The 23459-nt window shown below is 68.6% G+C and carries 14 protein-coding genes and 2 pseudogenes; 9 read left to right on the top strand and 7 right to left on the bottom strand.

Annotated features, from left to right (window positions below):
* Positions 1-17: 17 nt before the first annotated feature.
* Positions 18-836, bottom strand: coding sequence for a hypothetical protein (locus ACIPSE_RS35590; RefSeq protein WP_362722814.1), 819 nt, complete (start codon positions 834-836; stop codon positions 18-20).
* On the bottom strand, positions 833-2257 hold the full coding sequence (locus ACIPSE_RS35585) for a hypothetical protein (RefSeq protein WP_401671072.1): 1425 nt from the start codon (positions 2255-2257) through the stop codon (positions 833-835). Before ACIPSE_RS35585 ends, ACIPSE_RS35590 begins: the two co-directional genes overlap by 4 nt.
* 488 nt (positions 2258-2745) lie before the next feature.
* Here ACIPSE_RS35585 and ACIPSE_RS35580 point away from each other — a divergent pair, with 488 nt between their 5' ends.
* The 4 genes from ACIPSE_RS35580 (at position 2746) to ACIPSE_RS35565 (ending at position 9812) form a co-directional block, all read left to right on the top strand.
* Complete coding sequence (locus ACIPSE_RS35580) at positions 2746-3861, top strand: hypothetical protein (RefSeq protein ID WP_401671070.1); 1116 nt, start codon at positions 2746-2748, stop codon at positions 3859-3861.
* A 189-nt stretch (positions 3862-4050) separates the two neighbouring features.
* The gene (locus tag ACIPSE_RS35575) at positions 4051-6774 is read left to right on the top strand and encodes a dsDNA nuclease domain-containing protein (RefSeq protein ID WP_401671067.1); all 2724 of its coding nucleotides are present in this window, start codon (positions 4051-4053) and stop codon (positions 6772-6774) included.
* A 157-nt stretch (positions 6775-6931) separates the two neighbouring features.
* The gene (locus tag ACIPSE_RS35570) at positions 6932-8992 is read left to right on the top strand and encodes a Shedu anti-phage system protein SduA domain-containing protein (RefSeq protein WP_401671065.1); all 2061 of its coding nucleotides are present in this window, start codon (positions 6932-6934) and stop codon (positions 8990-8992) included.
* 103 nt (positions 8993-9095) lie between these two features.
* Positions 9096-9812, top strand: coding sequence for a helix-turn-helix domain-containing protein (locus ACIPSE_RS35565; protein WP_401671310.1), 717 nt, complete (start codon positions 9096-9098; stop codon positions 9810-9812).
* Positions 9813-13454: 3642 nt separating this feature from the next.
* On the opposite strand, the pseudogene ACIPSE_RS35560 reads toward ACIPSE_RS35565, so the two are convergent.
* Together ACIPSE_RS35560 and ACIPSE_RS35555 are read right to left on the bottom strand one after the other, a co-directional pair.
* Positions 13455-14384: pseudogene (locus tag ACIPSE_RS35560) on the bottom strand (IS630 family transposase); the annotation flags it as partial.
* Positions 14382-14525, bottom strand: a pseudogene (locus tag ACIPSE_RS35555) (transposase); the annotation flags it as partial. The pseudogenes ACIPSE_RS35560 and ACIPSE_RS35555, both read right to left, overlap by 3 nt.
* A 456-nt stretch (positions 14526-14981) precedes the next feature.
* Between ACIPSE_RS35555 and argC the strand changes: the two are divergent.
* From argC to ACIPSE_RS35530, 5 genes are read left to right on the top strand one after another with little or no spacing between them, the layout of a single operon-like run.
* Positions 14982-16010, top strand: a complete 1029-nt coding sequence (gene argC / locus ACIPSE_RS35550; protein WP_401671062.1) for an N-acetyl-gamma-glutamyl-phosphate reductase — start codon at positions 14982-14984, stop codon at positions 16008-16010.
* Positions 16007-17158, top strand: a complete 1152-nt coding sequence (gene argJ / locus ACIPSE_RS35545) for a bifunctional glutamate N-acetyltransferase/amino-acid acetyltransferase ArgJ (RefSeq protein WP_401671059.1) — start codon at positions 16007-16009, stop codon at positions 17156-17158. The genes argC and argJ overlap by 4 nt, the downstream gene beginning before the upstream one ends.
* Complete coding sequence (gene argB / locus ACIPSE_RS35540) at positions 17155-18066, top strand: acetylglutamate kinase (RefSeq protein WP_401671057.1); 912 nt, start codon at positions 17155-17157, stop codon at positions 18064-18066. The genes argJ and argB overlap by 4 nt, the downstream gene beginning before the upstream one ends.
* Positions 18063-19250 carry an acetylornithine transaminase gene (locus tag ACIPSE_RS35535; RefSeq protein WP_401671054.1) on the top strand — a complete coding sequence of 396 codons (1188 nt, stop codon included), beginning with the start codon at positions 18063-18065 and terminating at the stop codon, positions 19248-19250. The genes argB and ACIPSE_RS35535 overlap by 4 nt, the downstream gene beginning before the upstream one ends.
* A gap of 20 nt (positions 19251-19270) precedes the next feature.
* Positions 19271-19810: an arginine repressor gene (locus tag ACIPSE_RS35530; protein WP_401671051.1), complete on the top strand. Its 540-nt coding sequence runs from the start codon at positions 19271-19273 to the stop codon at positions 19808-19810.
* Positions 19811-20072: 262 nt separating this feature from the next.
* Here the strand turns inward: ACIPSE_RS35530 and ACIPSE_RS35525 are convergent, their stop codons facing one another.
* The 3 genes from ACIPSE_RS35525 to ACIPSE_RS35515 form a co-directional block, all read right to left on the bottom strand.
* Positions 20073-20810 (bottom strand): FAD:protein FMN transferase, encoded by a 738-nt coding sequence (locus ACIPSE_RS35525; protein ID WP_401671049.1) that lies wholly within the window; start codon positions 20808-20810, stop codon positions 20073-20075.
* Positions 20811-20865: 55 nt separating this feature from the next.
* On the bottom strand, positions 20866-21927 hold the full coding sequence (locus tag ACIPSE_RS35520) for an FMN-binding protein (RefSeq protein WP_401671047.1): 1062 nt from the start codon (positions 21925-21927) through the stop codon (positions 20866-20868).
* An 84-nt stretch (positions 21928-22011) separates the two neighbouring features.
* Complete coding sequence (locus tag ACIPSE_RS35515; RefSeq protein ID WP_401671044.1) at positions 22012-23394, bottom strand: ferric reductase-like transmembrane domain-containing protein; 1383 nt, start codon at positions 23392-23394, stop codon at positions 22012-22014.
* Between the last annotated feature and the right edge of the window lie 65 nt (positions 23395-23459).

The raw sequence follows: 23459 nt of genomic DNA, 5'->3' as shown, positions 1-23459 counted from the left end.
TTCCATGCCCGAGCCCGTCAGTACAGCGTGCCGGAATCGGAGACCCGCACGATGCCTGCGGCAGCCGGTCCTGCGGGGGCACCTAGGCGCAGCAACCCGTCGTACGCCTGGACGCCTGCCAGTTCGCGGACCTGGAGTTGGTAACGGCTGGTCGTGCGGTAGACCTTGACCGAGCGCTCGTCGTCCTCGGTCTCGGTCAACATGCCCTGGTCGACCAGGTAGCGAAGGGCCTTGCCCACGATGGCCTCGGTGGACGGCGGGGCGACGCGGCCGTCGCTGGTCGAGCCGGCCTCGGGTCTGCGCAAGTACACGCGCCAGGCACGCTCCAGTTCGAGGGCGTCCGTCATGGGGTCGCTGTTCTCCTCCGATCCGGCCACACGCTCGGATAGTTCCTGGCATGCGTGACGTACCAATTGGTCCACCGTCGGAACCGTGGCCTGGCCGACATAGCCGTCGTCGGCGAGGTCCTCGGGCCGCGGGAAACAGCAGGCGGCGATGGCCAGGTGGGCGATGCCGTGCAGCACCCGCTCTGCCTCTCGCTGATGGGCCTGGCGCGCCTGCCGTGCGTAGTGATCGAGTTTGGTCTCGAACACCGAGCCCGGCAGAGCCCCGAAGACGGCACCGGCACGCTGGGTGATTCCGATGACCCGCAGCCCGAGGCCTGCCGCGCTCCTTCTCACGAGTTGCTCGAACGCCGGTTCCTCGTCATAGCGGCGGACGAGGGCCGCGTAGTCGGCGTCCCGGTGCGGACGCAGCCTGGGGCGAAGGCCGTATCCGACGAGCCGTGCCGCCTCCTCCGCGTCGTGCTCGCTGTAGGTGCCGAGGACCCCGCTCATCGGTTGTCGCCTCCGGTGTTCTTCGTGGTCGGTTCCGGGCCGTCGGCCGTGGCCGGGTCCACGAGCCGTGCCGTGGTGAGGAGCAGGTCGTCTCCCTCGAAGCCCTGGCTGTCCAGGCCGGCGTCGGCATGCACGGCCACCAAGACCCGGGGATCTCCGCGGCGCAGGGCTGTTCCGGTTTGCGGACCGTACGCGTGCAACGCCAGGAGTGCTACGAGTTCGGGAAGCTCGGGGTCGAGGGCTGCCGCTTCGTCTAGAAGACCGGACAGCGTGCGTACTTCGTCCGGCAGGTCGAGGAGCGCGTTGGCCTGTTCCCACTGGCGGTTAGTGAAGCGCTTCTGCTCTTCCAACGTCTCCAGGTCGGGTTCGAGGACTTCTCCCGCGAACCGCGTGCGCTCCATTGCCGGGCGCAGCAGCAGGGGAACGAGGGTGGCCAGGTCCGGAAGATCGCGGACGACCGGGCCCGAGGAATCCGTGAAGTATCCGTCGGCTAATCCGGAGACATCAGTGACCGGCAGGTCGAGAGCAGGCGTGAGGAGGTGGCCGTACAGGTCGAGGGTCTGGCGCTGGGGAGTGTCGGCGAACTGCTGGCGATCCTGCTGCTCCCGGAACAGGTCCCGGGCTCCCATGAGGTGGGTGTGGAGCTTGATGTGGCGTCGTACGCAGTCCTCGACGATTTCGACGAGTTCCGCCGCCCGACTCTTGCGCACGGGCTCCTCCGCCTCGTCGCGTGCCTCGGCCATGTACTTCGCGATCGCCCGCTCGGCCTTGACCCGTTCCTCGACGTGGGCGAGCGCGTCGTCGAGCAGTTTCGGGACCTTCTCCTGCCAGTCCACCGCCTGCACGTTGCGCTTGGTGGCGTCCAGCTGGACCCGGATCATCTCCCCGTACTGGATCGTACGGATACGCGCCTGCTCGGCGATCTGCTTGGCGTCTGCCAGCTGGCCCCGCCTGATCAGGTTGTCGAGTTTCACCTCGGCGGCGACCTGGGCGGACTCGACGTCGGTGTCCAGGGCGCCGACCAGGACGTTCAGAGCCTCGTGCGAGGCACGCAGGTACAGCTTGCCCGTGGCGTCCCTGCGCTCCTCGATGAGCTTGAAGTCGAACGTGTGCACACGGTAGACGCCGTCGGCGTCCACCGCCCCGTACGGGCGGCGGAACGCGCGATCCACGTCCCCGACATTGATCAGACTCTCCAGTACCCAGGCCGTGACCCGCGCGTGCTCCTTGGCTGGGCGCTGCGACGCCTGCAGCGCGACGAACCGCTGGACTCGGTCCACGATGTGCTGGTGACTGGCGCCCGTGTCGAAGTCCATGGTGATCGCGACCTGGTCGATGGTGTACAGAGCGATCTCCGCCATCAGATAGGTCTTCGCCTCGGCCCACTCGATCATGCCCTTACGGGCGTCGAGCTCGTGCAACGGGGCGGTACATGCCAACGCCTTCGCTCTGCGGCTGAGTCCTTCGTCAACCGTGACAGCAGGCTCCCAGGTCTCGTCTCGCACAGTTGACACACTAGCCATGTACGACTACTCCGAACTCGGGTTTTCTCAGCCTGGTCAAGGCCCACGATCCCCTCCTGCCGGTGTCGTCCTAGACCGCCCAGGCCTGCACGGCCAAGCAGCAGGACCTGGCCCGAGTCCGCGCCGAACGCGACGACCTGCGCGCTCAACTGCAACTCATGGCCCGGACCGTCCAAGTCCTGGAGATCTAGAACCACCGGCTCAAGGAGACCAACAGGAACCTGAGAGGCCAGTTGGTCGGCCATACGGCAGTCCCCGACCTCACCCGACGACGTCGAACCTGACCCCGCACAACGAGGAGCGGTGGGATCGTGCGGGTGCCACCGCTCCTCTGCCCATATCTGGCAACCTTGCAGGTCGCTGAACCACCTGGGAGGGGATCCGCTGTGACCGAAGTGCTGCCCGGCTCCGCGACCGTCGACGACGACGATGCCGACCGCGAAGCTGTCGAACAAGAGCGCGCCAAACTGCGGGAGTTCGTCGAAGGGCTGAGCGCGGGCGACATCAAGTCGGGCGGCTGGTTCACGAAACTCTGCGCCCAAGCGCTGCGGTCGTACGCCGAGAAAGCCACCTGGGAGTACTTCCAGCAGAAGTACAGAGGTGTGCCCGCGGACGGTATCGTCGGGCAGCAAATCAAGCTGGCGGCAAAGAACGCGATGATTGAAGGCGGGATCACCTCCAGCCTCTACAACGGGACGATCGCCGCGACCATCGGGTCGTTGGGTGGCGCCAGCCCCGCCACTGTTCCGGCCGGTGTCGTCACCTTCATGGTTGACTTGACGTACCTCACCCAACTGCAAATGCGTCTGGCCTATGACATTGCGGTGATCTACCGGATTCCCCTGGACGTGGACGATCCCGAAGACATGATGAAAATCGTCCGGGTTGCAATCGGCGTAAAGTCCGGCGAGGTCGCGCGCACCAGCATGAAGTTCGTCCCCGACCTGGTCCGTCAAGTCCTCAAGAAGTACTACTCCGGCCCGGTCCTTGCTACCGCGAAAAGCCTTCCGTTTGTCGGGAAACACTTGCTGCAACGCAACATCATCAAATTCGGCATCCCCGGCGTCGGGATCCCCCTGACCGTCCTCGTGAACCGCTACACGACCTTGGCTGCGGGACGCTATGCCAAATCCGTGTTTCGCGCCGAGGCGGAGGTGATCGAGCTCGCCGACACTTTGATCCGACGTACGCGGCACCCACGGCTGATGCTGTGGGTCGCGTGGCTCGTCATCAACGCGGACGGCAAGCTCGCTGACGCCGAGAGCCTGCTATTCCAGCAGTTGACGCGGCTTGCCCGGGAACGGCATCAGGTCGATGACGAGCAACTCGCCAGCGTAGTCAACATCGACCCGGACGAGGTATGGCACCGCATCGACGCCGAGCCTGGGGATCTCAGTGACGTTGTCTGCGCCGCCGAAAGGGTCGCCGCCGTCGACGGGGATCTCAACACGCACGAGAGGGCAATCATCGCTGAGCTACGGAATCGCTGCCAGCAACGCTAGACGCGCGGTGCACCGACCCCGCGAACGCAGAACCGGTGCACACCGCGATGCCGGCCGTTGCGGGCGCCAACCGCGGCCAGGGCCTCACGCAGCCACAGGGCCGGGGTCGCAGCCGAGCCTCTTGTCCCGGTGAACGCCTTGTCTCGTTCGGCGTGCGTCGCTGTCGGTACGGGCAACTACCCTGGTGTGGTGCAGGGAGACGGAACGCGCCGTGCAGCCCCGGCTGCCGGGTCGCCGGGTGTTCGCGAGGCTACTGACGTCCTCAACGGCGAGCAGCTTCGGCGCATCACCTCGACGCATCGGGGCTTTACCTACCAGCATCTATACGCAGCCGGGTGCCTGCTGCGTCTGCGGGAGGCCCAAGCGCAACTGCTGCGAGTTGAACGCGACGAGGATGTCGAGATCGTGTTCGACGACCGGCACCTGTACATACAGGTCAAGACTCGCGAGGGCAACCTGACGTGGGGTGACGTGCGAGGCGCGGCTGAGCAGTTCGACGGCATCCGTGCCGAACACACCGCAGGTCGACGTGCTGGCACTCCTTGGCTGATCGTCGTTACTAACGCGGCCCTGGGCCCAGACCTACTCGCCAGGACACAGCAAGCTCCCTGGCCTGCAGACGTCGCGCTCGTTGGACCGGAAAGGCCACACCCGGCGGAGAGGTGGCTGCCCGTGCCGGGCCGCGACCTGGCGGACCTGCTCGACTGGTGCACCACGCAGGCCGAGCGGCTCCCTTTCGGGTCGCTGAGCGGCGCGACCTTGGTGTGGAAGCTCGCCGCCCGCGTGCAATACGCGTGCACCGGAGCCCACGGCCAGGAGTTCGCCGCGACCAAACTGCCGCAGTTGTACGAGCAGTTCGTCGAGGAGCTGCAGGCCTTCCCGCAGCTACCCGGTGTCTACCGGCCGCACGACGGGGAGCCGGACCTCACGAGTGAGGAGCCGGTGCGGCTGGTGGTCGGGTTCTCCGGGGCTGGCAAGACGACATGGGCGGCGCACGCCGCCACGCACTGCCCGCATCCGGTCACCTACTTCGACGTCGCGGGCATCCCGTCGGCCTCCGTGGCGGGCGCCCTGGCTCAGGAGTTGGCTGCCCGGCATCTGTCCCAGCCGGAGGCCGAAACCCTGCCGGCCGCCTATGGCATCGCCGTTCTGCGCGCCGTGCATGCCCGGCTGGCCCAGGCGGGGACCATGATCGCCGTGGTCGTCGACAACGTCCACCAGCTCACCCCCGACGAGGTGCGGATGCTGGTTGGGGCCCTGCCGACGGCCCGGCTGATTCTGCTCGGCCACCCCAGACCGGAGCAGATCCCGCTCGCCGCCCATCTCGGCATCACCGCCGAGACGCTGGCGGGCTGGAGTATCGACACCGTCGCCGCGGTCTTCGCCGCCGAAGACTGCGTTGTGGACTATGGCACTGTGCAGCGCGTCCTCGCCCTCACCGCAGGCCTGCCGCTGTACGTGCTCAACTCCGCCTATCTGACGTCCACCGCGTACGCCGGGGACGGAACTGCCTTCTGCGACGCCCTACAGGCCCAGACCCACACCACCGGCACCGCCCAGGAACGGATTCTGGAAGAAGCCTTCGACCTCCTGGAACTGCGTGCACGCACCGTCGCGGCGCTCCTAGCGATCGCGGAAGTCCCCCTAGCCGTCGCAGAGCTCCAGCAGCTCGCGGAGGTGGCCGGCCTGCGGCCCGCTCACGCAGCGAGGGCTGTACGTGACCTGGCCGCCCGCAGGTTCACGCAGGACTTCGCTGACGGCCGGGTCACCCTGCACGACGTGGTCCGCCCCGTGGCCTCTTCCGCCGCGGACGATCTGCCCATTGGCGTCACCCATAGGGTCCGCGACGCCCTCCTGCAGATGCTGGAAGGGCAGCGTGGGCTCCCTCAGCTCGGCCGCTGGATGCGCCTGCTGACCGAGACAGGCAGGGTTGAAGAACTGCTCGACCTCGCCTCGGAGGAGGGGTTCTACGAGAGCGGCTATCCCCGCGAGATCCGCGCCGCGGTCGCGGATGCCGCCGAGAACTTGGCCCGGGACACTGTCATCCGCTTCGAAGCCCATAACACGCTGGTCACCTGGGCTTACTATGACGGCGACTGGCAGGCATGCGCCCGCCACGTGAGCGCCATGGAACGACTTGCCGTGAACGGCGACAGCGGCATCGGCCCGCGGGAGAGAGCTTTGCTGGCCGCCCGCCAGTTCATCGTCTACGGCCATGACAAGGACGTACGTCGCCTGACGGAGGCTTTCACCACCGGCCTCCGGCAAGTGGAGAGCGAATCCGCAGAGGAACGGGCCCTGCGCTACAGCTTTGCCCAAGCTCTTTACCACGCCGACGAGTTCGACCGTGCCGACGTGGTGGCACAACAAGTGGCCGAGGCGTACCGCGCGTATCTGGGACTCAATCTCGACGACCTCGACGGGCCGATCGCCGCCCTGCAGGAACGGCTCCACGCCAGCGACTCACCCGACGACTACAAGCGGCTCGCCGACTGCTTCTCCCTGTCAGTCAAGTCCCGCCGCCGCCAAGGCATAGCTAGCGGCCCCGAGACCGTCGTGGCCATCCCCGCATGGAAGCTGTACTCGATCACCGGTGCTTGGCGCCAGGCAGTCGACTCCGGCCAGGAAGTCGTTGACATCCTGGTCAACGCTGGCAGGATGCAGCAGGCCCTGAACATCCTCGAACGTCAACTCCTGCCTACGGCAGAAACGTACAATCTGTCAGAACTGATCTTTGGCCTGCGTTCGCACCGGGCGGTCACTCTCGCTTACACCAGCGACATCCCAGCAGCTCTCGCAGAGATCGACAGCCTTTCCGGCTACGAGCCCACCCCGGAGCAAGCCGCCGACTTCTGCCGTCAGAAGGCGATCATCGAAGCGCTCGCTGCCCGGCAACGACCGCCCGCGCGTTGACGTCCCGGTTCCGGCTATGCCGGGCGCTAGCCGGAGTTCATGTCCCCCTAACCCGATCCGCACGATCATGCTCAGAAAGCAGATTGCGTACGTCTGAAAGAGACCCAGGATGTTCAATCGCCTGCCGGGTGAGTCGACGGACATCCATCCTGGGGGCATGACGCAGTTCGCCGCCTCCCCGGCACCACAGAGCACGCAGAGGATCACGACGCTCACGCGACGCGGCATCTTCGACTACCTGTGCGGTGAGGGCAGCCCCTGGTGGGGAAAGCTCGACGAGATCGACTTCCTGGAATCCCTGTACGACCTCGACAGGCTGGCGTCGACGGACTCCCGGTTCACGACGGCACGTGAAGACATCATCCAGCACCGGATCAACAACCCACTCGACTGGTCTGACGACTGGGTCTTCGAATACCCCCAGTTCCAACTCCTCGACGGCCCTGACGAGGTCCTTCTCGCCTTCCTGGCGCGGTCCGTGCACCCCGAGGTGCACCCCGACGTTGACCACCCATCCCCACGGGTCGCGAAGCTGAATCGCCTCCTCGGTCCGGACGGCTGGACCCTCCGCCCCTTCAAGTTCATATCGGGGCGGCCGGTATACGCGTCAGCCCTCGCACCGGCCACAGGTCCGCTAGTCTCACTGCCGCTCGATGACGACGACACCGGCAAACTCGACCTCGTCCTCGGACAGGTCTACAGCCTCCTCGACCGTGACGGCGAGGAAGTCGCCCGAGACCTGCTTCGCCCGGCTGTACTAACGCTGCGCCGCGACGGCGGCTTCTTCCACCCCATTCCCGGTGACGGATGGACGGACGCCACGTACGAGGCAGTCCTCACCGTGCCCTCCGTGCTCCGGCCTGCATTTACGGAGGCGGTCACCAACGCGGTCTGGCAACGACTGGAAGCCGTACTCACCCGTCTCCAGCGCGAGGACGTCCAGACCCTGGTGCTCGAAGGCGACATGGGGCCGCTGCCAACCGTCTCACCAGACTGGAGGTACCAGACAGCCGAGCCCGCTCTCCCTGTCCTACGGCGTCTCCGCATCGGCCTGCTGTCCACAGAGTTCGACGTCACGGCGCAGGACTTCTCAGATCTCGAGATTCGCGGTCAAGGGCTCCCCTACTTCTACGACACACGCAGAGGCCGCCTAATCACGGATTTCCTCCTCGACGACCGGCCACAGGTGGCCACGCTGTGCCATGTCACCCTCATCAACAAGGACGGCCTCCTTTCGCCCAGGATCAAACTGTGGAAAAAGGACAAGACCAAGACTGCGAAGACAGCAGCCATGGAAGCGATACCTGGCACCGAGGCCCCTCAGATCGTCAAGGCACTCGTCGACACCAGCGATGTCCACGAAAGCTTTTGGAAGGTAATCCGCTTCCTCCAGAGCTGCGTCGGACTAGACATCCCTGAGAGCAGCAGCCTGCGGCTGGTCGTCGGCGACGAAGCCGAGTTGGCTCGGCTCCTGGCCGACCAAGACCGCACGACGCTCCTCGAAGCCGTCAGGACGGCCGTCGGCGGCGCACTCACGGAGAAGGACATCCGGCTGATCAGCAACCGCAAGGCGCAACTCGATCGATTCCGCCAACTCCTGACCGATCCGGAGTACTTCGACCGGGAGCGCCAACAGACTGCAGGGCCAGAGGCAGTCTGGCAGGGCCTCTTCGAAGAGAATCCCTGGATCTTTGGGTATGGGCTCAACCTCGTGGCCTGCGAACCTCTGAACGACGGGAAGCTGGAGCGCATCACGACCGGTGCAAACATCTTCACCGGGGTGGGAAAGCGCAGTGACGCCGTCATGCGCTCCAAGGGCTTCATCAGCAGCCTGCTGCTCTGCGAAATCAAGACCCATATGACGCCTCTGCTGGCCAGCACGCCGTACCGGCCTCCGGACGTTTACCAGGTCTCAAAGGACGTCGTCGGCGCAGTGGCGCAGGTACAGAAGACCGCTCACAAGGCCCTACGCCTGGTCACCGGAGAGCTGCACAAGCTCTACGAGGACGACGGCGCCCCGACCGACATCGAGATCTCTACCGTCCGCCCCCGACAAGTGCTGGTGATCGGTAGCCTCAGCGAGTTCACCGATCGCGGCTCGGTGAACCCGGAGAAGATCACCTCCTTCGAGCAGTACAGGCGATCCATCCAGGACGTCGAAGTCATCACATTCGACGAGCTCTACCAACGGGCCTGCTTCATCGTGGAGGACCGCTGAGGCACAGCTGACGGCATCCAAGCGGAAACGCCAAGGCGGTTACTGAGGTTTTCGTGCTGTTGTCGGTGGTGGCAGGTAGTGATCCCTGCGGTATGCCGGTGGCATGCGGTACGCGCAGAGTGGGGGCCTGACCGCTGAGCGGCGGGCGTTTCGTGAACAGGTGCGTCTGGAGGCCGAGGTCCGGTTCGAGGCGGGTGAGAAGACATCGGCGATCGCCCGGGATCTGCGGGTCAGCGAGCGGTCGGTGGAGCGCTGGCGGCGGGCCTGGCGCGAGGGCGGCGTCCAGGCTTTGCGTTCGGCGTCACGCGCCGCTGAACCCCTCAGCGCCGCAGCGGCCCCTCGGCCCACCCTGCGGCGAAGCTGCTGGCCCCGTCCAGCGGGGCTTCCTCGACGCAGTCGGGGAGCCCAGTGGGATCGAACTCACCTGCCCGGAAGGCCCATCAGGCACTCCCGGGCTGGTGGCGGTTCCGGATCAGGTGGGGTAGCCGGTGCGGCTGCGCTGCTGCATGCCCTGGAAGGCCGAGGCGGAACTGTCGAGGCGTTTCAGCGCGGTGGTGGCGAACGCCTGCACCAAGGCGTCGGGGTGGGACTTCAGCTTCTCCGCAGCCTCCCGGCGGGGGCGGATCACCGCGTCCAAGTCGGTGAAGACGACGTTCACCGCGGCCAACCCGTGCAGGATCAGCTCCTGGCTTTCAGGGGTCAGCCCAGCAATCAGGAGCTCTGGGACAACCTGTCCCCAGGTACTGCTCGACCAGGCCAGGTGAACCGCCTTCGCCGCTCGGCGGCGTGCGCTCGGCGGTCCGCCAGCCCACTCGACTAGTGCTCGCGACCAGGCTTCGGTGTCCTTGCCGATCGCAGTGAGCGTCTCGCACAGCGCGTCTTCGACGGAGTCGTCGGGGGCGGTGGCCGGTGCTGCCGACCAGCGCTGCTCGAACGCGGCGGTGATCTCGTCACGCACCGCAATGTCGAGCCTCTCGAGGTGCTCCGTCCAGGAAGCTGGCAGGCGGCGACCTACGAGGACATGTCCTGCCAGGACCTGGGCGAACCTTTCGGGCGACCGGCGAGCGATCTGGATCACTCCGTGGCTGAAGAGGCCGAGGCTGTCGTTGTTCATGAGGCCGGTGGTGTCAGTGGTGAGCCCCCGCTCCAGCACGGCCACGCAAGCGTTCACCGCTTCGGGGTCCACCGGGGCGTTGGAGTGGAGCACCATCCCAATCGCCTCCAGGACCTCGGGAACTGCCTGAGCCGGCCCCTCGATGCCCATCAGGGCCAGGCACCCAAGGCGGTTCTCGGCTGATCTCGTGCAGTGCCACGCATGCCGGGCGACCTGTGTGCAGATGGCGGCTGGCTCAGCGGCCTCGGTTCCGGTTGCGGCGTCCGCGAGAGCGCGGAGGAGCTTCTCTTCCTGTTCGGGGTGGTCGTCCGCCATCGCGAGTGCGAGCCCCGCAAGCCTGGGGTCACCCGTATGTTCCGAAACCCACTGCCAGACCCGCTCCGGGTGCCGGGTCGCCAGGCCGGCCAACAGCGCAGCATCCGCTGGCAGTGGCCCGCTGGCGATGCGGTCCAGGACGGGATCAGCGTCAGTCGCGTTCTCGCCTACCGCTGCGGCGAAGGCCGGGAGCACCTCGCGCGCCGTACCGAAGAAGGAGGGATCGGCAGCTTCCAGCAGGCCGATGGCCTGCGCGGTGGTCAGCTGACCGGCCAACGTGATGGCGGTGGACTTCTGGGTTGCGACGTCCTCGGCCCAGGTGGCGGTGAAGGTGTTGGGCGGCTGAACGACGAGGAGATGCGAGAGCCCCGGGTCGCCGAGTGCCGCTACCGCGACGGGCTCGCCGTTGACTGCAGCTCCTGCAAGGTCAGTCCGGCGGGTGCCTGTTCCGAGCGCGGCCTCGACCGCCCGGCGCCGAACGGACAGCGGAAGGTCCGTCCACCGCGCGGCGATCTTCTCGGCAAACCTCGAGGCAGCCTCGACCAATACCTTCTCGGCGTGCGCGGGCAGCTTCTGGTGGTGGTCGCCGGGCAGGCCGCGGCCCGCGGCCTGGCGCAGTTGCTCGGGTACGGCGACCAGCGCGTTGAGGAGGTTCAGGTGCTCAGGCTGGTGCAGGACCGGTTCGGCGAGCAGCGGTTCGAGTAGGTCGAGGGCCTGGTCGAGCTGGTGCCGGGTCTCTGGAAGGTCAGGAAGCGCTGCGGTGCTGATGTTGAGAGTGTTTGCCTGCTCGGGCGTTCCGCGCTGCACGAGCTCGACAGTGACAGTCAGATAGGGCTGCAGGGCCGCGAGGAGGACACGGGCGACGGACTCGGGGCCCCGCTTGGCCGCGTCCGCGGGGTCAAGGCCCAGTGGTGGTTCGTCGGTGCGGTCGCGGACCCAGCGCGAGATCGCGCCGAGCAGGGCACCTCGGCGGTCCATCAGTGCTTGTCCGTTGTGCCAGTTTCTTGGACCTGTCCATGCATGGAACGTGCGCAGCAGGGTGTCGGGCTGGTGGCCGCCGAAGACGGGCCGGGCGGCATCCATCAGCCAAGCGATGTCCAGCACGGATGCCACGGCCGCCGGGGTGGTCCCAGGGTTGGTGCGCCCTGCCAATCGGGCGAACTCCTCACACAAGCGGTCCAGTTCGAACCGGTAGTAGGCGACGGCGTCTGTGTCGCCCCAGAGCTGCTCGGAGGCTGGCACCGGCCATCGCCGGGCCAGCCGTTCGGTGAGCTGCGCGAGAAGAGTCGAATCAGCGGGGGCGGCCTGAGAGGCGAGGCGAACGACGCTGGCCCAGTGGCCCAGGTGGGCGTCTTCGGGGAGCAGGCCGAGGACGAAGGTGGTGATCGCCGAGGCAGCAGCCTGGTTGCCGCTGTCGCGGGCTGCGGCGGCCAGCACGCCGATTTGCGGGTCGAGCCGCCGCGTCGCGGCTTCAAGAACGTCCGCGTGCTCCTGCGGGGTGAGCCCTGGGGTGAGACCCGAGTGGGTGGCCAGGTGGCGCAGGGCTGCGTTGGTGTCCAGCCGGACCATGGCCCCCGGAGTGAGGGCGTCGGCCAGGACAACGGCAGCAGCAAGATCGGGGCGGAAGGTGTAGGGCGGTGTGTCCACCAGCCCGGCGTCGGCAAGGTTGTCAAGGATCCGGTCGAGCCGGTCGGGCTCAGATGGCAAACCGGAGACCGCGCCGTGGAGAACGGCGATGTCCTGACCTCCGTGGTGCCCTGCCAGGTCGCCGGCCTTGGTCAGCAGAGCGAGGCCGACCGCGCCCGTCCGGTGCAGGTCAGGGTCGTCCAGCGCCCGGAGCCTGTCGGCGACCAGTTCCCGTAGGAGGTCGGAGGCGTCGCTCCAGTCGAACTTGCCATTGGACAGGGCCACCTGGCAGGCGGTGTGGGCGAGCAAGGGATTGCCGCCGGCCAGAGTGATGACGGCCTGTCGGAACTCCTTCCGCTGAATCCCGTGGTCCGTGATGATGGTGTCGATCTCCGGGCGGTCCAGCTGGCGAAGCACGACCGGGGCGCCGACGTGGTTCTCGGCTCCGGCGGCGTAGAGCGTCCGGTCGCGCTGGCCCGGGCGAACAGTGAGGACCAGTCGGACCCGGTCGAACCGCTGGTCGGCGAGCATCGCGGCCACCGCGGACAGGCTTTGGCTGCGATGGGCGTCGTCGATCACGAGGATCAGCGGAGCGTCCAACCCCACCTCTGTGAACGAGTCAAGCGTGAAGGGAGCCCCAGAAGGGACGACCAGGGTTGTGGCGACGGACCGGGCCGTCTCGATCGCGATCCTGGTCTTCCCACAGCCGCCAGGGCCCTCCACCACGACGACCCGGTCCTCAGAAGACTCCGGGGCGATCTGGGTGCGGAGCTGATTCTCGATTTCGGCAGTGCCGCGGAGCTCAGCGGCCATCCCCGGCACCGTGCGGGAGAGCCGATCCAGGTACACCTCCGCAGTGGCCAGGGCCCTGGGCCGGCGCGGGCGGACCCCCAGCTCGGTCTCGGCCACCCAGCGCAGGTCGTCCGCCTCCAGCTCGACGACGAGCTCGCCGAGGTCGACGATCTCCAGGTCCACCCCGAAGTCGCTCTTCGCCCGCTCCCTCTGCTTCTTCTTCGAGATGTCGTTCGTCGAACGGTTCGTCACGAAGATGGCCGGCGCGGTACGCCCGTGCTGCTTGTGCTTCTCCAGCTCGATGTCGAGCTTCTTGATCCACGTACGCTGCATGCTCACCCACAGCGCGACGTCGATCTCGTCCTCGAACAACGGGCGATCGTAGCCGTCGAGGCCGGTGTCACCGGTGGCGCTGGTGAGGCGGAGATTGGGGTAGCGCTTCCGGAGCACTCGCAGGGCCACCCGTTCCAGGGCCCGATCGTCCGTGAGCTGTTCCAGCGCCATTTTTGCGGTTTCGTACAGCACCCCTCGCCCCTCCGCCTCACTGAGACCTGCGCGGGACCATTCTCCTCCACCTCGCTGCCGGACCGGTTGCTGAGGTTTTAAGGGTGGCGTCGGTGGGGTGAGTGACAGGCCGGTGCCTGCCAGGCATCCATCGATGAGGGCGGGACGGAGTTGGATGCGCCGCAGTCCGCGTCGGAGGGTGCGGGTGAGGTGGTCCGGGTCGGCGAAGGCGGTGTTCGCGGTCGGGCCGCGGCGTAAGAGCGACCAAAGGCCTTCAACCGGGTTGAGGTCCGGTGCATGGGAGGGTAGTTGGAAGACGGTGAGCCAGTCGTGTTCGGCCGCGTACTGCTTCATGCCGACGGCCAGGTGCGTATTGAGGTTGCCCCAGACCAGGACGATCGGGCCGCCGAGCTGGATGTGCGCTCGAACGGCGAGGTTGCGGTAGTCGGTCCAGGCGAAGCTCTTGCGGGCTCCCGGGAGCGGCAGGTGGAAGCGGGGGCGATAGATCATCCTGCTCTACTCGCCGGGCTTGTAGCAGCACAGGGCGGGCACCGATATCCGACGGCGGGAGCGTCCCCGGACCCGGACCACGGGCGTCTGCCCACGCCGGCCCCAGGTGCGGGCGCGCGGCGGCGTCATCGCGAACCCGGCCTCGTCCTTGAAGACGAGCCAGGCCCCGAGCGCCGCCGCGGAGGTGGGTGCTTTTACCCGCGGCCACACCTCCTGCTTCCACATCTCCACGGCGTGCTTGTCCCGCTCCAATGCCCGGCGGGCCGGGGCCTGCCAGGACCAGCCGTGCCGTTTCAGTAGCCGCCACACCGTCGCGATGGACAGCCGCATCCGGAACTGGCGTCCGATCACCGCCTGGACCCGGGCCAGCGTCCACCGCTGATCCTCGAATCCGTGGGCGGTCGGCCCCTTGCCCAGCTCATGCTCGAGCGCCGCTAACTGCTCCGCTGACAGCTTCGGCACGCTCGCCGGACCCGCCGAACGCAAAGCCTGGACGCCGCCCTCGCGCCAGGCCCGCCGCCAGCGCTCCACCGACCGCTCGCTGACCCGCAGATCCCGGGCGATCGCCGATGTCTTCTCACCCGCCTCGAACCGGACCTCGGCCTCCAGACGCACCTGTTCACGAAACGCCCGCCGCTCAGCGGTCAGGCCCCCACTCTGCGCGTACCGCATGCCACCGGCATACCGCAGGGATCACTACCTGCCACCACCGACAACAGAACGAAAACCTCAGTAGTCGCGGGCCAAGCGGCAACACGCGCAAACCGCTCACAGAAGCGATGTGGTCACCGGTGCGGGGACTGGGGTCGCACCCCGAGCCACCAGGAGGCCCTGCCTTCAGCGCGTACGGCCGGAAGATCAGCTAACCAGGACATTCGCCTCACCGATGTCATCGCCGGTAGAACTGCTACCTGTCACGGAGAGTGAACGGTCCCAATCATGATCCGCCAACTATCCCTCTCATGATTCGCCAACAAGAAGTCTCCACTCGCTCCCGACCTGCGCCTCTCAGAACCATGATTCGCCAACTAAAGTTCTCGGTCACATCCGGCGTGCCGGTCACCCGGATACTGGATTGCATAAACGTGCAGCGATACGTATAGTCATGCCATCTAGAAGGAGGGTGACATGGCGGTACGTGCGGCGGTGGCCGGAGCGAGCGGATACGCGGGCGGTGAGGTCCTGCGCCTGCTCCTCGCGCACCCCGAGGTCGAGATCGGTGCCCTGACCGGCAACTCCAACGCCGGGCAGAAGCTGGGCGCGCTCCAGCCGCATCTGCTGCCGCTGGCCGGGCGCGTCCTTCAGGAGACCACGGCCGAGGTCCTCGCGGGCCACGACGTCGTCTTCCTCGCCCTGCCCCACGGCCAGTCCGCCGCCGTCGCCGAGCAGCTCGGCCCGGACGTCCTCGTCGTCGACATGGGCGCCGACTTCCGGCTCAGGGACGCCGCCGACTGGGAGAAGTTCTACGGCTCCCCGCACGCGGGAACCTGGCCCTACGGCCTCCCCGAACTGCCGGGTGCCCGCGCCGCGCTGGAGGGGTCCAAGCGCATCGCGGTGCCCGGTTGCTACCCCACCGCCGTCTCCCTCGCCCTCTACCCCGCCTACGCGGCCCAGATCGCCGGACACGAGGCCGTCGTCGTCGCCGCCTCCGGTACCTCCGGCGCGGGCAAGGCGCCCAAGGCGCACCTGCTGGGCAGCGAGGTCATGGGCTCCATGTCGCCGTACGGCGTCGGCGGCGGCCACCGGCACACCCCCGAGATGATCCAGAACCTCAGCGGGGTCGCGGGCCAGGCCGTCACCGTCTCCTTCACCCCCACCCTCGCGCCGATGCCCCGCGGCATCCTCGCCACGTGCAGCGTCAAGGCCGAGCCCGGCGTCACCGCCGAGTCCGTCCGCGCCGCCTACGAGAAGGCCTACGCCGAGGAGCCCTTCGTCCACCTGCTCCCCGAGGGACAGTGGCCCGCCACGGCGTCCGTCCACGGTTCCAACGCCGTTCAGGTGCAGGTCGCGTACGACGAGGCCGCGGGCCGCATCATCGCGATCAGCGCCATCGACAACCTCACCAAGGGCACCGCGGGCGGTGCCGTACAGAGCATGAACATCGCCCTCGGACTCGACGAGTCCACCGGCCTTTCCACGATCGGAGTCGCACCGTGAGCGTCACGGCAGCCAAGGGATTCCGGGCAGCGGGCATCGCCGCCGGGATCAAGGAGAACGGCAACCCCGACCTGGCCCTCGTGGTCAACGACGGGCCCCGCCGCGCCGCCGCCGGTGTCTTCACCTCCAACCGCGTGAAGGCCGCCCCGGTCCAGTGGACCGAACAGGTCCTCCAGGACGGGCGGTTGACGGCGGTCGTCCTCAACTCCGGCGGCGCCAACGCCTGTACGGGCCCCAAGGGGTTCCAGGACACCCACGCCACCGCCGAGAAGGTCGCCGACGTCCTCGGCGTCGGCGCCATCGAGGTCGCCGTCGCCTCCACCGGCCTCATCGGCGTCCTGCTGCCGATGGACAAGCTCCTTCCGGGCGTCGACACGGCCGCCGCCCAGCTCTCCGAGCACGGCGGCGAGAAGGCCGCCATCGCCATCAAGACCACCGACTCCGTCCACAAGACGTCCGTCGTCACCCGGGACGGCTGGACCGTCGGCGGCATGGCCAAGGGCGCGGGCATGCTCGCCCCCGGCCTCGCCACCATGCTCGTCGTCCTCACTACCGACGCCGACGTCGACAGCGAGGGCCTGGACCGGGCGCTGCGGGCCGCGACCCGCACCACCTTCGACCGCGTCGACTCCGACGGCTGCATGTCCACCAACGACACCGTCCTCCTGCTCGCCTCCGGCGCCGCCGAAGTCACCCCGGACCAGGCTGAGTTCGCCGAGGCCGTGCGCGCCGTCTGCGACGACCTCGGGCAGCAGCTCATCCGGGACGCCGAGGGCGCCAGCAAGGACATCAAGGTCGAGGTGGTCAACGCGCACACCGAGGAGGACGCCGTCGAGGTCGGGCGCTCCATCGCCCGCAACAACCTCCTCAAGTGCGCGATCCACGGCGAGGACCCCAACTGGGGCCGCGTCCTGTCCGCCATCGGCACCACCCGGGCCGCCTTCGAGCCGGACGAGCTCAACGTCGCCATCAACGGCGTGTGGGTCTGCAAGAACGGCGGCGTCGGCGAGGACCGCGACACCGTCGACATGCGCTACCGCGAGGTGCACATCGTCGCCGACCTCGCCGCCGGGTCCGCGACCGCCACGATCTGGACCAACGACCTCACCGCGGACTACGTCCACGAGAACAGCGCCTACTCCTCATGAGCAGCCCCACGCGGAAGCACACCGCACTCCCCAAGGCCCAGATCCTCATCGAGGCCCTGCCCTGGCTGGTCAAGCACAACGGCCGGACCGTCGTCATCAAGTTCGGCGGCAACGCCATGATCGACGAGGACCTGAAGGCCGCGTTCGCCCAGGACGTCGTCTTCCTGCACCACGCCGGGCTCAAGCCCGTCGTCGTGCACGGCGGCGGCCCCCAGATCAGCGCCGCCCTCGACAAGCACGGCATCGTCAGCGAGTTCAAGGCCGGCCTGCGGGTCACCACCGAGGACGCCATGGACGTCGTACGGATGGTGCTGGCCGGGCAGGTGCAGCGCGAGCTGGTCAACCTCCTCAACGAACACGGGCCGCTCGCCGTCGGGTTGACCGGCGAGGACGCGCACACCATCACCGCCACCAAGCACCAGCCCGAGATCGACGGCGAGTTGGTCGACATCGGCAGGGTGGGCGAGATCACCGCGATCGACACGGGCGCGATCGAGGCACTCCTCGCCGACGGCCGCATCCCGGTCGTCTCCTCGATCGCCCGGAGCCAGGACGACGGACATGTCTACAACGTCAATGCTGATACGGCGGCTGCGGCACTCGCGGCTGCGCTGGGAGCGGAGACGCTCATGGTCCTCACGGACGTCGAGGGCCTCTACGAGGACTGGCCCCACTCCGACGAGGTGATCAGCCGCCTCACCGCTTCCCAACTGGAGAAGCTCCTGCCGGACCTGAGCGCCGGCATGGTCCCCAAGATGGAGGGCTGCCTGCACGCCGTGCGCAACGGCGTCACCACGGCCCGCGTCATCGACGGGCGGGTCCAGCACTCGATCCTGCTGGAGATCTTCACGGACGAAGGCATCGGCACGATGGTCGTGCCCGACGCGCAGGAGGGGAACGCCGGATGAGCGGCAACGAAGAGCTGACCCAGCGGTGGCAGGGCTCGCTCATGAACAACTACGGCACCCCGCGCCTGCCCCTCGTCCGAGGCGAGGGCCTCAAGGTCTGGGACTCCGCCGGCCGGCAGTACCTCGACTTCGTCGGCGGCATCGCCACCAACGCCCTCGGCCACGCCCACCCGGCGATCGTCGAGGCCGTGAGCACCCAGATCGCGTCCCTCGGCCACATCTCCAACTTCTTCATGGCCGAACCGACCGTCACCCTCGCCGAACGGCTGCTGCGCCTCTTCGGCCGCGACGGCCGCGTGTTCTTCTGCAACTCCGGCGCCGAGGCCAACGAGGCCGCCTTCAAGATCGGCCGGCTCACCGGGCGCGGCCACATGGTCGCCACCCACGGCGGCTTCCACGGCCGCACCATGGGCGCCCTCGCCCTCACCGGCCAGCCCGCCAAGCAGGACCCCTTCCTGCCGCTGCCCGGCGACGTCACCCACGTCCCCTACGGCGACCCGCAGGCGCTCGCCGCCGCCGTCACCGAGGACACCGCCCTCGTCGTCATCGAGCCGATCCAGGGCGAGAACGGCGTCGTCGTCCCGCCCGTCGGCTACCTCAAGGCCGCCCGGGCCATCACCGCCGCCAAGGGCGCCCTGCTCGTCCTCGACGAGGTGCAGACCGGCATCGGCCGGACAGGCAACTGGTTCGAGTACCAGGCCCACGAAGGCGTCCTGCCCGACGTGGTCACCCTCGCCAAGCAGCTCGGCGGCGGGCTCCCGCTCGGCGCGACCGTCGCCTTCGGGCGCGCCGCGGAGCTGCTCCGGCCGGGACACCACGGCACGACGTTCGGCGGCAACCCCGTCGCCTGCGCCGCCGGACTCGCCGTCCTCGACACCATCGAGGCCGAGGGACTGCTGGAGAACGTCAAGCGGCAGAGCGCCGCGCTGAGCGAGGGCGTCGAGGCGCTCGGACACCCACTGGTCTCCCACGTCAGGGGCTCCGGACTGCTCCTGGGTATCGTGCTCACCGAGCCGCTCGCGCCCCAGGCGCAGCAGGCGGCTCAGGACGCCGGTTTCCTGGTGAACGCGCCCGCCCCCGATGTCGTACGACTGATGCCGCCGCTGAACCTCGGCGACGGCGAGGTGGAGGCGTTGCTCCAGGCGCTGCCCGGCGTCCTGGACGTGGCCCGCGGGGACGGATGAGCCGGAGAGATGAGACGTCGATGAGCCAGGCGCAGGAGCACGAGCAGAACGGCGGGCCCGCCGTGCCGCAGACCCGCACCGCGCGGCACCGCCGGATCGTGGACATCCTCAACCGGCAGCCGGTGCGGTCGCAGAGCCAGCTCGCGAAGCTGCTCGCCGACGACGGGCTGAGCGTCACCCAGGCGACGCTCTCCCGGGACCTCGACGAGCTGAACGCGGTGAAGATCCGCAACACCGACGGCGATCTCATCTACGCGGTGCCCAGCGAGGGCGGGTTCCGTACGCCGCGCGCGCCGCTCGGTGAGTCGGCGAAGGAGGAGCGGATGCGGCGGCTCTCGCAGGAGCTGCTGATCTCCGCGGAGGCGTCCGCGAACCTGGTCGTCCTGCGGACGCCGCCGGGGGCCGCCCAGTTCCTGGCCTCGTCCATCGACCAGGCCGAACTGCACGACATCCTCGGGACGATCGCGGGCGACGACACGCTGCTGCTGATCAGCCGGGACCCGGTGGGCGGGCAGGCGCTGGCGGAGCACTTGCTGCGACTGGCGCAGAACCATCACTGAGCGCTGCGCTGCGCTGTGCTGTGCTTTGGGGGACGCGGCTCTGTGTTTCGGCTGACCGCCGGTGGGGGTTGTTCGCGCAGTTCCTCGCGCCCCTGGGGTGAGGGGGGCCACGGCTCGTTTTTCGGCTGTCGGGCGGTGGGGGTCGTTCGCGCCGTTCCCCGCGCCCCTGGGGTGGGTGGGGCCTTCGCTTGTGTTTCGGCTGCGGGGCGGTGAGGGCTGGTCGCGCCGTTTCCCGCGCCCCTTGACTGCCCCGCTGCGCGGGTCAGCCCAGGCGGGAGGCCAGGCCTCCTGTGCATCTGACCTCGTCGCCCGCCGTGATCAGCAGGGCTTCGACGTCCGGGAGCGACTCCAGCCAGTTCAGGCCCTCGCGGGAGCCCATCGCGAAGGCTGCCGTGGCCCAGCAGTCCGCCCAGGTGACCGTCGGGGCGACGACCGTCACGGCGACCAGGTCGGTCACCGCGGAGCGGCCGGTGCGCGGATCGACGATGTGGGCGCCGCGCTCGGCCGTCCCGGAGGTCGCGACGGCCAGTTCGTCCGCGCCGGCCGCCGAGACGACCGCCGCCAGACCCCCCGGACGCAGCGGATCGGCGACCCCCACCCGCCAGGGACGCTGCTGCCCCGGCGTACCGAGCAACTGCACGTCACCGCCGCCGTTGAGGTTCACGCCGGTCGCGCCGGCCGCCAGCAGCCGCCGGGCCGCGCGTTCCACCGCCCAGCCCTTGACGATGCCGGTCGGGTCGAGGCGGCCCTCGTAGCGCATGCTGAACCAGCCGTCGCTGACCCGCTCCGCCTCGGCGCCCAGTTCGAGGACCTCGGCGACCTCGGGGGAGCACTCCTCGACGGTCAGCTCACCGCGGGCGAGCCGGGAGAGCTGGCTGTCCTCGCGGTAGGTGCTGAACACCGCGTCGACGCGGTGCAGTCCCGTGACCGCCTCGGCCAGCGCCGCCTGGACGGTGTCGGGATCCCCGCCGCGGACGTCGAAGGAGAAGACGGTCCCCATGACCTCCTCCGCATGACGCACCGCGGCGGGAGCTTGTGTCGGCTCGGTCACGGTGTCAGCCACCGGCCTGGTCCAACGCCGACTGGAGGGACTTCTTGTAGCCCGTGCTGGTGTAGGTCGCGCCGGACACCGAGTCGATCTCCGCGCTGCCCGCCGCCACCGCCGCCGCGTTGAGCTTCGGCACCGCCAGCTCGGTCTTCTGGGTGCTCTGGCCGCCGCTCGGCGCCTTCACGGCCTCGGCCTTGGTGATCTTGCCGTTGCTGACCGTGATCCGGACCTGGACGTCGCCGTACTCGGTCTCCACGACCTCGCCGGTGAGTGTCTTCGAGGCGGCCTCGGCGCTGCCGCCCGCGCTCTCGGAGGGCTGCGCGGCGCCCGCCGCCGCGTTGGCCTTGTCGATGGCCGACTGGAGGGACTTCTTGTAGCCGGCGCTGGTGTAGGTGGCGCCGGACACCGAGTCGACGTCGGCGGTCTGCTGGGCGACGACGGCCGCGTTGAGCTTGGGGACGGCGAGTTCGGTCTTCTGGGTGCTCTGGCCGCCGCTGGGCGCCTTGACCGCCTCGGCCTTGGTGATCTTGTTGCCGCTGACGGTGATCCGGACCTGCACGTCCCCGTACTGCGTCTTCACCGTGTCACCGGAGAAGGAGGCCTGCGTGGCGCCCTCGGACGGCTGCTGCGCCGCCGCCGCGTTGGCCTTGTCGATGGCCGACTGGAGGGACTGCTTGTAGCCCGTGCTGGTGTAGGTGGCGCCGGACACCGAGTCGATGTCCGCGCTCTGCTGGGCGACGACGGCCGCGTTGAGCTTGGGGACGGCGAGTTCGGTCTTCTGGGTGCTCTGGCCGCCGCTGGGCGCCTTGACCGTCTCCGCCTTGGTGATCCTGTTGCCGCTGACCGTGATGCGGACCTGGACCGCGCCGTACTGGGTCTGCGCGGCGTCGCCGGTGACCGTGGAGGTCCCGGCCGCCTGGGCGCCGCCCTGGGCCGAGGCCGCGGGCGGGGTGCCCGCCGCCTCCGCCGTCGGATCGCTCGACGGCTTCAGCGACAGCAGCAGCACGATCCCGGAGACCGTGGCGGCGCCGGCCAGGACGACACGCCGGATCGGGTGACTCTTCCTCATGGGTTCTGATGCTCCTGAAGTCCTAGAAGTCGTGAGCGGTGACTGGGGAGTTGCGCCGTGCCTGGGAGGCGACCGTCCGGTCGCTCACATCTCGAACGACTCGTGATGGATACGACGGGCCGGCACACCGGCGCCGCGCAGCGCCTCGTACACGCCCTGGGCGAAGCCGGGCGGCCCGCACATGAAGACGTCGTGCTCCTCGATGTCCGGCAGCTTCTGCTGCAACCGCTCTGCCGAGATGTCGGGCCGCTCGCCGTCCGGGCTGTTCACCGCGTACATCAGCCGCGCGCCCCGCTCGTCGGCGATCGCCGCCAACTCGTCCCACAGCGCCAGGTCCTGGGTGCTGTTGGCCCGGTACAGCAGCGTGATGTCACCGGACGCCCCCGGCAGCGTCTCGAACAGCGCCCGCATCGGGGTGATGCCGACCCCGCCCGCGACCAGCAGCACCTTGCCCTGGCTGCGCCGCTGCGCGGTCAGCGCGCCGTACGGGCCCTCGGCCCACACCTTGGTGCCGGGCCGCAGCTCGCGCAGCCGCATCGTGTGGTCGCCGATCGCCTTCACCGTGATCCGCAGCATGTCGGGGCGGGGCGCCGCCGACAGCGAGTACGGGTGCGAGCTGAACGTCATCCCGGGCGCCAGGAACCGCCACCGGAAGAACTGCCCGGCCTGTGCGCCCATCCGGTGCAGCTTGCGCCCGCCGATCAGCACCGACACGATGCCCGGCGTCTCCTCGATCACGGCCTCGACGTACATGCGGTGCCGCAGGTTGAGCCGGATCGGGGTGAGGATGCGGTACCAGAGCACCAGCGCGGTGACGACGCCGTACAGGCCGTACCAGAAGGTCTGCGCGAGGGGCTCGACGGCGAACTCGTTGCCCGTGCTGATCTGGTGCCAGAACGTCAGGAACACCGCGGCGTACATCAGCAGATGGATGTGGTACCAGGTGTCGTACGGGATCCGGCGCCGCACCCCGCCGATCGACAGGAACGCGATGACCAGCAGCAGACCGGCGCCGATCGCGGCCTTGCCCATGTCCGGCAGCGTGCCCAGCATGTCGATGAACTGCTGCACCACATAGCCGAGCGACTTGCCCGCCTGGAGCGCGTACGCCCAGGTGATCAGGAAGATGTGCGCGATGACCAGGCTCACCGTGTACCGGCCGCTCATCGCGTGCCAGCGCGCCACCCGGTCCGAACCGACCCGCCGCTCCAGCGCGGGCACCCGGGCCATCTGGAGCACCACGAGCGCCATCAGATAGCCGGCGAGCAGTCCGGTGATCCGCCCGGCGGCGAGGATCTTGGCGGTGTTGTCCGCGAGGGACGGTGTGTTGTCCCACCACAGCCACAGCACCGCCGCCGCCCCCGCCCACAGGGCGACGACCAGCGGGACGGCCGGGGAGCGGCGCGGACGGATACGGCGCATCGTCTGGCGGCGGGCGGCGCGCCCGCCTGCGAGCGTGGTGGTCACGGTTCCTCCGGGGACGGAACAAAGGGGTTGGCGTGGTCCCTTGGCCCTGAAGTACGTGCCGTGAC

Source organism: Streptomyces sp. NPDC090106 (genome assembly GCF_044747265.1).
Lineage (GTDB): Bacteria > Actinomycetota > Actinomycetes > Streptomycetales > Streptomycetaceae > Streptomyces.
This window is presented reverse-complemented; position numbering and strand designations above follow the sequence as displayed.